Annotated in this window: 12 protein-coding genes; 3 read left to right on the forward strand and 9 right to left on the reverse strand. The window is 52.8% G+C overall.

Annotated features, from left to right (window positions below):
* Window positions 1-36 precede the first annotated feature (36 nt).
* The 9 genes from sapF to puuA form a co-directional block, all read right to left on the reverse strand.
* Complete coding sequence (gene sapF, locus HUZ68_RS10470) at window positions 37-843, reverse strand: peptide ABC transporter ATP-binding protein SapF (protein WP_000573412.1); 807 nt, start codon at window positions 841-843, stop codon at window positions 37-39.
* 1 nt (window position 844) lies between these two features.
* On the reverse strand, window positions 845-1,837 hold the full coding sequence (sapD, locus tag HUZ68_RS10475) for a peptide ABC transporter ATP-binding protein SapD (protein WP_001128858.1): 993 nt from the start codon (window positions 1,835-1,837) through the stop codon (window positions 845-847).
* A complete protein-coding gene (sapC, locus tag HUZ68_RS10480; protein ID WP_001146163.1) occupies window positions 1,837-2,727 on the reverse strand; it encodes a peptide ABC transporter permease SapC in 891 nt (296 codons plus the stop codon). The genes sapD and sapC overlap by 1 nt, the downstream gene beginning before the upstream one ends.
* A complete protein-coding gene (gene sapB, locus HUZ68_RS10485) occupies window positions 2,714-3,679 on the reverse strand; it encodes a putrescine export ABC transporter permease SapB (RefSeq protein ID WP_000583277.1) in 966 nt (321 codons plus the stop codon). Before sapB ends, sapC begins: the two co-directional genes overlap by 14 nt.
* On the reverse strand, window positions 3,676-5,319 hold the full coding sequence (sapA, locus tag HUZ68_RS10490) for an ABC transporter substrate-binding protein SapA (protein WP_021577263.1): 1,644 nt from the start codon (window positions 5,317-5,319) through the stop codon (window positions 3,676-3,678). The genes sapB and sapA overlap by 4 nt, the downstream gene beginning before the upstream one ends.
* Before the next feature lie 310 nt (window positions 5,320-5,629).
* The gene (locus HUZ68_RS10495) at window positions 5,630-5,875 is read right to left on the reverse strand and encodes a YmjA family protein (protein ID WP_001015110.1); all 246 of its coding nucleotides are present in this window, start codon (window positions 5,873-5,875) and stop codon (window positions 5,630-5,632) included.
* A gap of 133 nt (window positions 5,876-6,008) precedes the next feature.
* Complete coding sequence (puuP, locus tag HUZ68_RS10500) at window positions 6,009-7,394, reverse strand: putrescine/proton symporter PuuP (RefSeq protein WP_001302119.1); 1,386 nt, start codon at window positions 7,392-7,394, stop codon at window positions 6,009-6,011.
* The gene (locus HUZ68_RS10505) at window positions 7,384-7,548 is read right to left on the reverse strand and encodes a YmjE family protein (protein ID WP_120795382.1); all 165 of its coding nucleotides are present in this window, start codon (window positions 7,546-7,548) and stop codon (window positions 7,384-7,386) included. Before HUZ68_RS10505 ends, puuP begins: the two co-directional genes overlap by 11 nt.
* Window positions 7,549-7,696: 148 nt before the next feature.
* Complete coding sequence (gene puuA, locus HUZ68_RS10510; RefSeq protein WP_239594170.1) at window positions 7,697-9,115, reverse strand: glutamine synthetase family protein; 1,419 nt, start codon at window positions 9,113-9,115, stop codon at window positions 7,697-7,699.
* Between the two features lie 211 nt (window positions 9,116-9,326).
* On the opposite strand from puuA, the gene puuD reads away from it, so the two are divergent.
* The 3 genes from puuD (at window position 9,327) to puuC (ending at window position 12,311) form a co-directional block, all read left to right on the forward strand.
* The gene (gene puuD / locus HUZ68_RS10515; protein ID WP_239594174.1) at window positions 9,327-10,124 is read left to right on the forward strand and encodes a gamma-glutamyl-gamma-aminobutyrate hydrolase; all 798 of its coding nucleotides are present in this window, start codon (window positions 9,327-9,329) and stop codon (window positions 10,122-10,124) included.
* Window positions 10,117-10,674 (forward strand): HTH-type transcriptional regulator PuuR, encoded by a 558-nt coding sequence (puuR, locus tag HUZ68_RS10520; protein ID WP_001278727.1) that lies wholly within the window; start codon window positions 10,117-10,119, stop codon window positions 10,672-10,674. The genes puuD and puuR overlap by 8 nt, the downstream gene beginning before the upstream one ends.
* A 149-nt stretch (window positions 10,675-10,823) precedes the next feature.
* Window positions 10,824-12,311 carry an aldehyde dehydrogenase PuuC gene (gene puuC / locus HUZ68_RS10525; protein ID WP_033815776.1) on the forward strand — a complete coding sequence of 496 codons (1,488 nt, stop codon included), beginning with the start codon at window positions 10,824-10,826 and terminating at the stop codon, window positions 12,309-12,311.
* Window position 12,312 lies beyond the last annotated feature (1 nt).

Here is a 12,312-nt window from a genome sequence, read left to right on the forward strand (position 1 = left end):
TGAAGGGGGGCCCCTGTCAGGATGAGGTGCAGAACACTAACGGTCCTTACGCCACGCATCCGCTGTCAATGCCTCGCCAAAATGACCGGCAATCAGCCGTTTGGTGAGTTCATGCAGCGGCGATGCCAGCACATCCGCGGTGCTGCCTCGCTCGACAACCTCTCCCTGATGCATCACCAGCACCTGGTCGCTAATGTGCTTCATCATTCCGATATGCTGGGTAACATAAATATACGAAATACCCTGTTTTTCCTGTAATTCCAGCATCAGATTAATCAACTGCGAACGCATCGACATATCCAGTGAAGCGAGGGCTTCATCGGCAATAATGACTTTTGGGCGCAATATCAGCGCGCGCGCCAGACCCAGACGCTGTTTTTGCCCGGGGGCCAACATATGCGGATAGTAACTGACGTGATCCGGTAGCAGCCCAACCATACGCATCGTTTCAATAATCTGTTTGCGACGCTGTTCCGGTTCCAGGTTGGTGTTCAGGCGCAGTGGAAAATCCAGAATTTGTGAGATACGTTGACGGGGATTCAACGAGGTCGAAGGATCCTGAAAAATCATGCGAATACGCTGACTGCGGAAGGAATAATCGCCAAAATGCAGTGGATGATCGTCAATCAATAACTCGCCGCTGGTAGGTTCTATCATTCCCGCCAGCATTTTTGCCAGCGTGGATTTACCCGAACCATTCTCGCCAATAATCGCCAGTGTCTGGCCTTCACGTAGCGTAAAGCTCAAGGGTTTTACCGCTTCTACGGTCTGACGACGAAACCAACCGGTCCGGTAGCGGAACGTTTTACTTAAATTACGCACTTCAAGCAGCGTTTCGATCATCTCACTCTTTCTCCATGTTCAGCGGGAAATGACAGGCATAGAGATGATTTTTCGCCCCCGTCAAACGTGGCGTCACAATGCATTCTCGTTGTGCATATGGGCAACGTGGCCCCAGACGACAACCAATCGGTAACTGTTCAAGCAGTGGGATAGCGCCGGGTAGCGTATTGAGGCGACTTTTATGCGGCATCGCGCTGCCGAAGTCTGGTATCGCGCGGATCAGCGCCTGGGTATAAGGATGATGTGGCATCGTCACTAACTCCTTACTCGGCGCGGTTTCCACCGTTTGACCGCAGTAAAGCACGTTAATTTTATCCGCCCATTGGCTAAGCATTTGTAAGTCATGGCTGATAAGCAAAATAGTGGTATTGCTGTTTTGGTTGAGACGCGTCAGCAGGCGAAAGATTTGCGCCTGGGTTGTTGGCTCCATTGAGTTTGTCGGTTCGTCAGCAATCAGCAGACGCGGTTGATTCGCCAGTGCAATGGCTATCATCACTTTCTGACATTCACCTTCGGTCAACTCATAGGGAAAACTGCGCATCGCATCTTTGTGATCTTTAATTCCCACGCGGTGCAGCAGTTCAATGGCACGGCGTTTGCGCCAGCCAAAACGCTGCCACCAACGGCCTTTATAGGTCCAGGCTGGGATGTTTTGCATCAACTGGCGACCCACACGTTCTGAAGGGTCAAGACACGACTGCGGTTCCTGGAAAATCATCGACACGTTGTGACCAACCAGCTTGCGCCGTTCGCGTGCGGAGAGACGCAGCAAATCGATATCATCAAAACGCATACGGTCAGCAGTAACACGCCAGTTATCTTTATTCACCCCACAAATCGCTTTCGCAATCAAACTCTTGCCGGAACCGGATTCACCAACAAGACCGCGGATTTCACCTTCGGTTAAGGTCATACTTACCCGGTCAACGGCTTTAACCCACTCATCGCCGGTTTTAAATTCAATAGTCAGGTTACGAATATCGAGTAATGGCATTATTCCACCCCCGCAATAATTGCACGACGGACACCGTCGCCAAGGAGGTTAACCAACAGCACGCTAATCATAATTGCCGCACCTGGCAGCATGACAGTCCACGGGGCGACATAAATCAGTTCCAGCGCATCACCGAGCATCGCTCCCCATTCAGGCGAGGGGAGTTGTGCGCCGAGATCGAGAAAGCCCAGCGCGGCGATATCGAGAATTGCCATCGACAGTGCGCGGGTGATCTCGGTGACCAGCCCGGCGGTGATGTTAGGCATCACAGCAAACCAGAGAATATTCAGCGTTGATGCGCCATCCAGACGGGCGGCGATAACGTACTCTTTTTCCAGTTCGTCATGCACCATGCTGTAAATCGAACGTACCATACGCGGCAGCAATGCCAGCCAGACAGCAAACATAGCGTGGGACAAACTCGGTCCGGCAAACGCTACAACGATAATTGCCAACAGCAGGGAAGGGATCGCCAGTAAGGTATCCAGAATATGGTTAAGCACCGCTGAGCGGAGGCCGTGTGTCGCCCCGGCGAAGGTGCCCAGTACCAGGCCACAGATCGTCGCGGCAAGCGTCACCACAAATGCGCCACCCACGGTTGGCGCAGCTCCGCTCAGTAAACGGCTTAAAACATCGCGTCCGAGGTCGTCAGTCCCCAGGAAGAAAGAAACTTCGCCATAGCGCGACCATGACGGCGGCAATAATTGGTAACCGAGAAATTGCTGGTCGATGCCGTAAGGCGCAAACCAGCCGCCAAAAATACACAGTACAGCCAGCCCCGCGCAGCCGTACAGGCCGACCATCGCAGAGGCGTCACTATAAAATTTGCGCCAGGCGGTACGCAGCGTGCCCGGCGGGCGCTTTTCGCTGTATACGCTATCGTAAGGCATACCATTCCTTATGTTTCAGAGGGTTAGCCATGGCACCCAAAATATCAGAAATCACGTTAACAATAATGACCAGTGAGCCACACACCATCACTCCGGCGGAAATGGCTGCGTAATCCTGCTGGCGGATGGCGTTAATTAACCAGCGCCCTAAACCCGGCCAGCTAAAAACCATTTCGGTGATCATCGCCAGCGTCAGCATGGTGGAAAACTGTAAGCCCAGGCGAGGAATAACCGGCGGTAACGCGTTATGCAGAACGTGGCGACGCAAAATAGTAAAGCGCGACAAACCGCGGGTCGCCGCCGCTTTTACATAGTTCTGGTCATACACTTCGATAGTGCTGATACGCATCAGGCGGATCACTTCAGTTGTTGGCGCAACCGACAGGGTGATCACGGGCAATATCATATGGCGGATTGCGCTCATGATCATTTCATCCCGCCATGGTGAGTCCGAAAGCCAGGCATCAATCAACGCAAAACCGGTAATCGGTTTCACTTCGTAGAGCAGATCGAAACGCCCTGAAACGGGCAACCAACCTAGCGTGAGTGAACAAAACAGTGTCAACAGAAGCGCCAGCCAGAACACCGGGATTGAAAAGCCCAGTAAGGCGATGGCGTTGATCAAGTTATCCTGCCACTTATGGCGCGTAATCCCGGCAATCATCCCCACGGGGATGCCAACAATCAGCGCAAAACCGAAGGCGAGGATGCACAGTTCCATCGTCGCCGGGAAGACCTCTTTTAACTGTTCGGCAATTGGTTGACCGTTAATGCTGGAAACACCAAAATCCCAGTGGATCAGGCCATTAAACCAGAACACCCAGGCATTCCACAGTGACGCGCCTTGTAACGGCGCGTGTGGAGTGAAATAGCTCAAGCTGAAGCCAACGAAGGTCAGCAGGAACAAGGTGACAATCAATAACAAAATGCGGCGTAAGGTGAAGATAATCATGGTTTTTTCACCTCATCCTGTTTCTCGCGATACACCCCAGCAAAGGAGGCGTTACCAAACGGGCTAAGTACCAGACCTTTGATATCGTACCGATAGGCCTGCAAACGCAATGACGACGCCAGCGGCAAAATGGGCAATTCCTGCGCCAGAATACTCTGCGCTTCGTCATAGGCTTCAATACGCGCCGCCAGCTGCTGCGAGGAGAGCGCCTTACGCAACACGCTGTCGAATTTCGGATCGCACCAGTGGGCGAGGTTGGTCTGTGAATGAATTGCCGCGCAGCTCAGTAACGGACGGAAGAAACTGTCCGGGTCGTTACTGTCCGTCGCCCAACCGGATAACGTCAGATCATGGCTCATATCCATCAACCGCGCCTCCTGAAAGCGACCTTCTACCGGCACAATCACCACTTTTACGCCAACCTGCGCCATATCCGCCTGAATCAGTTCGGCAGTTTTCAGTGGACTGGGGTTCCACGCCTGCGAACGTGTGGGCACCCACAGTTTCAGCGTTAAGTTTTCCAGCCCCAACGCTTTCAGTTGTTCGCGCGATTTCGCCGGATTGTATTCAGTAATTTTAGCCTCGTTGTCATAGGCCCACGAGGCGCGCGGTAAAATAGAGGCCGCTGTTTCAGCCGTACCATAATAGATGGATTGCATTAGGCGCTGGTTATTAATCGCCAGTGCCAGCGCATGGCGGACAGCGGGATTATTTAGCGGCGGTTTGGCGGTGTTAAATGCCAGATAGGCGACGTTCATCCCAGGACGCAGCGTTAAACGCAAGCGCGGGTCGTCACGCAAAATGGATAGCTGGCTGGCAGCAGGCCAGGCCAGAACGTCGCATTCCCCGGTCAGGAGTTTCGACAGACGTCCGGTGCCGCCGGAGCCTAAATCCACCACCACCTGCGGCATTAACGGTTTACCGCGCCAGAAGTCATCATGACGTTGTAGGCGAATAAATTGCCCGGCGCGGTATTCCGACAACTGATACGGTCCAGTGCCGACCGGTTGACGGTCGAGTTGTTCCTGGCGATCTTCTTTCTCTAACTTCCGGGCATATTCTGCCGACATGACCGAAGCATAATGGGTTGCGAGGTGCCACAAAAAAGAAGCATCCGGCTGAGCCAGACGGAACTCAACGGTATGATTATCCAGTTTACGGACGCTTTTCACGTTATCGGCAAATTGCAGGCTGTCGAAGTAGGGGAAGTTGCTGCCGTTGACGTTATGCCACGGGTTGTTGCGGTCAAAAATTCGCTGGAAGGTAAACACCACATCGTCGGCATTCATTTTACGAGTGGGAGTAAACCAGTCGGTTTTTTGAAACGGAACATCGCGACGTAGGTGGAAGCGATAGGTCGCGCCGTTGTCGAGTACTTCCCAGCTTTCGGCAAGTTCTGGCATCAGGCGATAGGTATAGGGATCGACATCCAGCAGTCGATCATAAAACTGGGCGGCAAGGGTATCGACAATTAACCCACTGCTCGCTTTGGATGGGTTAAAGGTGTTGACTTGCCCGCTGACGCAATAGACAAAACCGCTGTCGCGGATATCAGCATGCGGGGTGGGTTCAGGCGCGGCGATTGCCTGACCACTCACAAGTCCAGCAATCACCAAAAGAGACGATAATACCTGGCGCATAATATTAAGGGATTTTATGTAAAGAGGCTATCTTACTAATATTTAATGACATTTGCCATTACCGTTTGTGTTCAGGGGTCGTAATGAGGGCCGTGTGGTTGGTCGTTGAACAGGTGGCGTCGCCATCTGTTCAACATTCGTACCCGTGATTTCTCTATAACTATAACTCACATAACAAATTAGCGAGGAACGGAGCGGTACGATCGTGAGAAACCCATTAAAGCAGGCTGTAGTGCGTCATTTTTAGCCGGATGCGGCGTGAACGCTTTATCCGGGCAACGATACTGACCAGGCGCCTGCAATGATATAATTACTCATTACCCCATTGATTCAAAAACTCTGCGATCTCATCAATGCGTACGGGATTAATCCCCGCTTCAGCAGCCATTTCATGTTGGGCTTCTTCGCTGATCTCTTCATTGTTCATCAAACGGGTGAGCAGTAACTGGAAGTAGTGGGCCAGCGGTGTGCGTTCAGCCTCTGCGACAGGCTCTGCGCATTCGGTCGCGTACTCATCGGCAATATCAAAATATTTTAGCGGGATATCGTGGTTCATTATTTGCCCCTGGGGTTAATGCGCTAAGCATAAGGGCGGATGATAGCACTCGTGATCCCGGTCATACATCTTTTTATAGTTAATGGCGCGGCGCATTACCCTCAGGCAGGATAATGCGCCGCGCATCCGACTATTACGTTTCGCTCACTGGCGTTCTGTCACCTTCGTACAGCGGCACTTTGCGATAGCGGCGGATCAGATACCACAAATATGCGCCGCCTAACGAAGCCCATACCAGACCGAGTGTCAGTGACGTTGACTCGAGGTTAACCCACAGCACACCCACCGTCAGCGCGCCAACCAGCGGCATCAGCAAATAGTGGAAGTGATCCTTCCAGCTTTTATTCATTCCTTTGCGCCGCCAGAAATGATTAAACACCGACAGATTCACGAAGGTAAACGCCACCAGAGCACCGAAGTTAATTAACGCTGTGGCGGTAACTAAATCGAAGAACAGCGCCGACATCGCGACAATTCCGACCATAATGACGTTCAGAGCCGGGGTACGCCATTTCGGGTGTACATAGCCAAACACACGTTCTGGGAACACATTGTCACGCCCCATTACATACAGCAGGCGCGACACGCTGGCATGTGAGGCCAGGCCAGACGCTAACGTGTTCACAAACGTGGTGCAGAGGAAAATCGACTGGAAGAGCTTGCCGCCGACGTACAGCGCAATTTCAGGCAGTGCGGCGTCCGGATCTTTAAAGCGGCTGATATCGGGAAAGAACAGCTGCATAAAGAACGACGCCGCGATAAAGATAACGCCACCGTAGACCGCCGTCAGAAAGATGGCTTTCGGGATCACGCGTGCGGCGTCCGGCGTCTCTTCCGAAAGCGTGGTCACCGCATCGAAACCGAGGAACGAGAAACAGACAATCGTCGCCCCGGTAATAATCGGGATCAGGTGCGCGTTCTCGCTGATAAACGGCTGAAGTGACCAGACGGTGCCAACGCCTTCTCCTTTATGCAGTCCCTGAACTACCAGGAAGATAAACACCACCATGATGGAGATTTGCACCAGTACAAACAGGGTATTGAAGTTAGCGACCAGGTTGACGCTCTTCAGATTCGCGGCGGTTAAAATGGCGACGAAGGTTACTACCCACACCCACGGCGGCACTTCCGGGAAGAGGGCGGAGAGATAGATTTTCGCCAACAAAACGTTGATCATTGGCAAAAAGAGATAATCCAGCAGTGATGACCAGCCGACCATAAATCCGACGTGCGGGTTAATCGACTTTTGCGCGTAGGTATAGGCCGAACCTGCCTCCGGGAACTGGCGAACCAGTTTGCCGTAGCTGATAGCGGTAAACAGCACGCCCGCCAGCGCCAGCAAATAGGACGCCGGAACGTGACCGTCGCTAATGCCTGACACAATGCCAAAAGTATCGAACACAGTCATCGGCGTGAGATAGGCCAGACCCATCATTACCACCTGCCACAATTTCAGTGATTTTCGCAGACGGGTTTTGCCGGGTTGCGCAGCAATATTCAGTGGTGAATTAATAGCCATAATTGCTGCCTCCCCTGCGTAATAAGGTTTGCGGTCGTGTCGACCTGAAATCAAACCTGTTTAGCAAGGGAAGCAAAGGGGGCGGAGTCCAGTCAGTCGCAGGAGGGGCGCATACGCAGCCTCCCTCGCCATGCGGGGATTTAATCATCGGCATCATCTCATTTCCTCGTCACAGTCTTAATCGTTAACGGAAGCCCGTTGCCGCCTGCGCTCCATAACGCGACATCCGGAAAATGTCTGGATTACCAGCAAATGTCAGGCCTGGCTCCGCTCAGGCCGATGAAACAACCCCGCAAGGGGTATTACGCGTTTTTCAACATCCACTCAATTTCTGTTTCTGTGATGAGGCGCTCAAACTGCAACAGCTCATCATTTTTACAGGCGTGATAGACATGGCAAAACCGTTCGCCTAAATAGCGGCGCAGGTGATCATTCTCGATAAACTCACCCAGGGCATCGCTCTGGCGAATCGGGAAGGGTAAGCCTTCCTGTTCCAGCCCGTTACCTTCGACTTCTTCCTGCAACGGCAGCTCGTTATCAAGGCCATGCAAAATACCGGCAAAAATCGCTGCCATCACCAGATATGGGTTGGCATCGGCACCCGCCACGCGATATTCCACGCGGTGATTATGACGATCGCCGCATGGAATACGCAGGGCGACGGTACGGTTATTATGGCCCCACGACGCCTGCGTCGGTACATACATCCCCGGCTGGAAGCGGCGATACGAGTTCACGTTTGGTGCCAGCAACGCCATTGATGACGGCATCAGATCGATCATTCCGGCGAGCATTTTTTTCAGCAGCGGCGAATCTTCGCCTTCCGCGTCAGAAAGCACGTTCTCGCCACGATTATTTTGCATACTGATATGGATATGCATCCCGCTGCCCGCGTGCTCTTCATACGGCTTCGCCATAAAAGTGGCGTGCATCTTATGCTTTTCTGCCATCAGACGCACCAGGCGTTTTAGCGCCAGCGTATCATCGCAGGCTTCCAGCACGTTATCGGTATGGTAAAGGTTGATTTCAAACTGACCCGGCGAGGCTTCGGCGACCGCACCGTCGGCGGGAATTAACTGTAACTGCGCCAGTTCATCAATATCATTGAGCACATCGGCGAAGTGGTTGAGGTTATCAACCGAGTAAACCTGGCTTTGTGTATTGCGGTCATCGGTGCCGGGCGCGCAGGGCGGCTGCAGATACCCTTCAGCGTCGCGCTGACGATCCAGTAAATAGAACTCCAGCTCTACCGCTACAACCGGGAACAATCCGCGCTGGCGTAGCTGCTGCCACAGGCGGTTAAGTACGTTCCGCGGCTCAACGTCAAAGGGAGCGCCATCTTCATCGACCATGGTCAGGAGTATCTGACCGATAAACTCTGGATCGGCGGCAGAAGGGGTTAAGGTACCGAGTATTGGCACACAAGTACGATCTGGTTCACCCATTTCCTGACCCAGGCCCGCTTCTTCTACTACGTTGCCCAGAATATCCATTGCAAACACCGAGGCCGGGAAATAACACCCTTTCTCGAGCTTCTTCAGGCTTGAAACAGGAATACGTTTTCCACGGAAGCAACCATTCAAATCGGTAAGTAAAACATCAACATATTGCGTATTCGGGTAGCGCTCCAGGTAGCGTTTCACTTCCTGCGTAAAGGCGCTACCCCGCCTCTCTTCTGACTGCTGAACAAAGTTCTCTACTTCAACGATATTGGTTTCCATGATTCTTCGCCTTTGGTTTGTTTTCCGCTCGTTATCAAAGCGTAAAATATAATGACCACCATTCGAATCTGTATGCAAACTAAATGTTTGTCAAATGTTAAATTGAGTTTGCAAAAATGAAAACCCACTGCTAGATTGAAAAAATATTGAACATAAAGGTCATTTAAACCGCAGTAATGGCGATAATTTAGTCCACTTTGTGAGATTGAGCATGGAAAATATAATGAACAATCCGGTTATCGGTGTTGTAATGTGCAGGAACAGGCTTAAGGGTCATGCGACCCAGACTCTGCAAGAAAAGTACCTGAATGCCATCATCCATGCAGGCGGCTTGCCAATTGCGCTGCCACATGCGCTGGCGGAACCGTCCTTACTTGAACAACTTTTGCCGAAACTCGATGGCATTTATCTTCCTGGTAGTCCCAGCAATGTGCAGCCGCACCTATATGGTGAAAACGGCGATGAGCCTGACGCCGATCCCGGGCGTGATCTTCTGAGCATGGCGTTAATTAATGCCGCACTCGAAAGGCGCATCCCCATTTTCGCCATCTGCCGGGGTTTACAGGAACTAGTGGTGGCAACCGGTGGTTCGTTGCATCGCAAGCTGTGCGAACAGCCTGAATTGCTGGAACATCGGGAAGATCCCGAACTGCCGGTGGAACAGCAATATGCACCGTCGCATGAAGTTCAGGTTGAAGAGGGGGGATTACTGTCTGCGTTGTTACCTGAATGTAGCAACTTTTGGGTAAACTCTCTGCATGGACAAGGGGCGAAGGTCGTTAGCCCACGGTTGCGTGTTGAAGCTCGCTCGCCGGATGGCTTAGTTGAGGCGGTTAGCGTCATCAATCATCCTTTTGCGCTGGGCGTACAGTGGCACCCGGAATGGAACAGTAGCGAGTACGCGCTTTCGCGTATATTGTTCGAGGGCTTTATCACCGCTTGTCAGCACCATATCGCTGAAAACAGCGACTCTGACCACTACAGTTTAAGGAAATGCAAATATGAGTGATGAGGGACTGGCGCCAGGAAAACGCTTGTCGGAAATCCGCCAGCAGCAGGGGCTTTCACAACGTCGTGCCGCCGAACTCTCCGGGCTGACTCACAGTGCTATCAGTACGATAGAACAAGATAAAGTCAGCCCTGCCATCAGTACGCTGCAAAAGCTGCTGAAGGTGTATGGTCTGTCACTCTCGGAATTCTTTTCCGAGCCGGAAAAACCTGATGAGCCGCAGGTCGTCATTAATCAGGACGACTTAATTGAAATGGGCAGTCAGGGTGTGTCGATGAAGCTGGTTCATAACGGTAACCCGAATCGCACGCTGGCGATGATCTTTGAAACGTACCAGCCGGGCACAACCACTGGGGAAAGAATTAAGCATCAGGGTGAGGAAATAGGCACTGTACTGGAAGGTGAAATTGTTCTGACGATTAATGGTCAGGATTACCACCTCGTCGCGGGGCAAAGTTATGCCATTAATACCGGCATCCCGCACAGTTTCAGTAATACGTCGGCAGGTATTTGCCGAATTATCAGCGCCCATACGCCCACCACGTTTTAATCTTTTTGTTCTGTAAGCCGGGTAAGCGCAATGCGCCCGGCAATCCATAAAGAATGTCGCCAGAAATAAACGGGCATACGGCCCGGGGATCTCTGCGCCCTGACGTTCACAAACTGCATATATCTGATAGACGTGAAACAGGAGTCATAATGAATTTTCATCATCTGGCTTACTGGCAGGATAAAGCGTTAAGTCTCGCCATTGAAACCCGCTTATTTATTAACGGTGAATATACTGCTGCGGCGGAAAATGAAACCTTTGAAACCGTTGATCCGGTTACCCAGGCACCGCTGGCGAATATTGCGCGCGGCAAGAGCGTCGATATCGACCGTGCGGTGAGCGCAGCACGCGGCGTATTTGAACGCGGCGACTGGTCACTCTCTTCTCCGGCAAAACGTAAAGCGGTGCTGAATAAACTCGCCGATTTAATGGAAGCCCACGCCGAAGAGCTGGCACTGCTGGAAACTCTCGACACCGGCAAACCGATTCGTCACAGTCTGCGTGATGATATTCCCGGCGCGGCGCGCGCCATTCGCTGGTACGCCGAAGCGATCGACAAAGTGTATGGCGAAGTGGCGACCACCAGTAGCCATGAGCTGGCGATGATCGTGCGTGAACCGGTCGGCGTAATTGCCGCCATCGTGCCGTGGAACTTCCCGCTGCTGCTGACTTGCTGGAAACTCGGCCCGGCGCTGGCGGCGGGAAACAGCGTGATTCTAAAACCGTCTGAAAAATCACCGCTCAGTGCGATTCGTCTCGCCGGGCTGGCGAAAGAAGCAGGTCTGCCGGATGGCGTACTGAACGTAGTAACGGGTTTTGGTCATGAAGCGGGGCAGGCGCTTTCGCGTCATAACGATATCGATGCCATCGCCTTTACCGGTTCAACCCGTACCGGGAAACAGCTGCTGAAAGATGCGGGCGACAGCAACATGAAACGCGTCTGGCTGGAAGCGGGCGGCAAAAGCGCCAACATCGTTTTCGCTGACTGCCCGGATTTGCAACAGGCGGCAAGCGCCACCGCAGCAGGCATCTTCTACAACCAGGGTCAGGTGTGCATCGCCGGAACGCGCCTGTTGCTGGAAGAGAGCATCGCCGATGAATTCTTAGCCCTGTTAAAACAGCAGGCGCAAAACTGGCAGCCGGGGCATCCGCTCGACCCCGCAACCACCATGGGCACCTTAATCGACTGCACCCACGCCGACTCGGTCCATAGCTTTATTCGGGAAGGCGAAAGCAAAGGGCAACTGTTGTTGGATGGCCGTAACGCCGGGCTGGCTGCCGCCATCGGCCCGACCATCTTTGTGGATGTAGACCCGAATGCGTCCTTAAGTCGCGAAGAGATTTTCGGCCCGGTGCTGGTGGTCACGCGTTTCAAATCAGAAGACCAGGCGCTACAGCTTGCCAACGACAGCCAGTATGGCCTCGGCGCGGCGGTATGGACGCGCGATCTCTCCCGCGCGCACCGTATGAGCCGCCGCCTGAAGGCCGGTTCCGTCTTCGTCAATAACTACAACGACGGCGATATGACCGTGCCGTTTGGCGGCTATAAGCAGAGCGGCAATGGTCGCGACAAATCCCTGCATGCCCTTGAAAAATTCACCGAACTGAAAACCATCTGGATAAGCCTGGAGGCCTGAA

This window comes from Shigella dysenteriae, from assembly GCF_022354085.1.
In the GTDB taxonomy this organism is placed as follows: Bacteria; Pseudomonadota; Gammaproteobacteria; order Enterobacterales; family Enterobacteriaceae; genus Escherichia; species Escherichia coli.

Coding starts and splice junctions, on each gene's coding strand:
- puuC (WP_033815776.1), top strand. CDS start 10,824: ATGAATTTTCATCATCTGGCTTACTGGCAGGATAAAGCGTTAAGTCTC.
- HUZ68_RS10495 (WP_001015110.1), bottom strand. CDS start 5,875: ATGAACCACGATATCCCGCTAAAATATTTTGATATTGCCGATGAGTAC.
- sapC (WP_001146163.1), bottom strand. CDS start 2,727: ATGCCTTACGATAGCGTATACAGCGAAAAGCGCCCGCCGGGCACGCTG.
- puuR (WP_001278727.1), top strand. CDS start 10,117: ATGAGTGATGAGGGACTGGCGCCAGGAAAACGCTTGTCGGAAATCCGC.
- sapD (WP_001128858.1), bottom strand. CDS start 1,837: ATGCCATTACTCGATATTCGTAACCTGACTATTGAATTTAAAACCGGC.
- HUZ68_RS10505 (WP_120795382.1), bottom strand. CDS start 7,548: ATGCCGATGATTAAATCCCCGCATGGCGAGGGAGGCTGCGTATGCGCC.
- sapB (WP_000583277.1), bottom strand. CDS start 3,679: ATGATTATCTTCACCTTACGCCGCATTTTGTTATTGATTGTCACCTTG.
- sapA (WP_021577263.1), bottom strand. CDS start 5,319: ATGCGCCAGGTATTATCGTCTCTTTTGGTGATTGCTGGACTTGTGAGT.
- puuA (WP_239594170.1), bottom strand. CDS start 9,115: ATGGAAACCAATATCGTTGAAGTAGAGAACTTTGTTCAGCAGTCAGAA.
- puuP (WP_001302119.1), bottom strand. CDS start 7,394: ATGGCTATTAATTCACCACTGAATATTGCTGCGCAACCCGGCAAAACC.
- puuD (WP_239594174.1), top strand. CDS start 9,327: ATGGAAAATATAATGAACAATCCGGTTATCGGTGTTGTAATGTGCAGG.
- sapF (WP_000573412.1), bottom strand. CDS start 843: ATGATCGAAACGCTGCTTGAAGTGCGTAATTTAAGTAAAACGTTCCGC.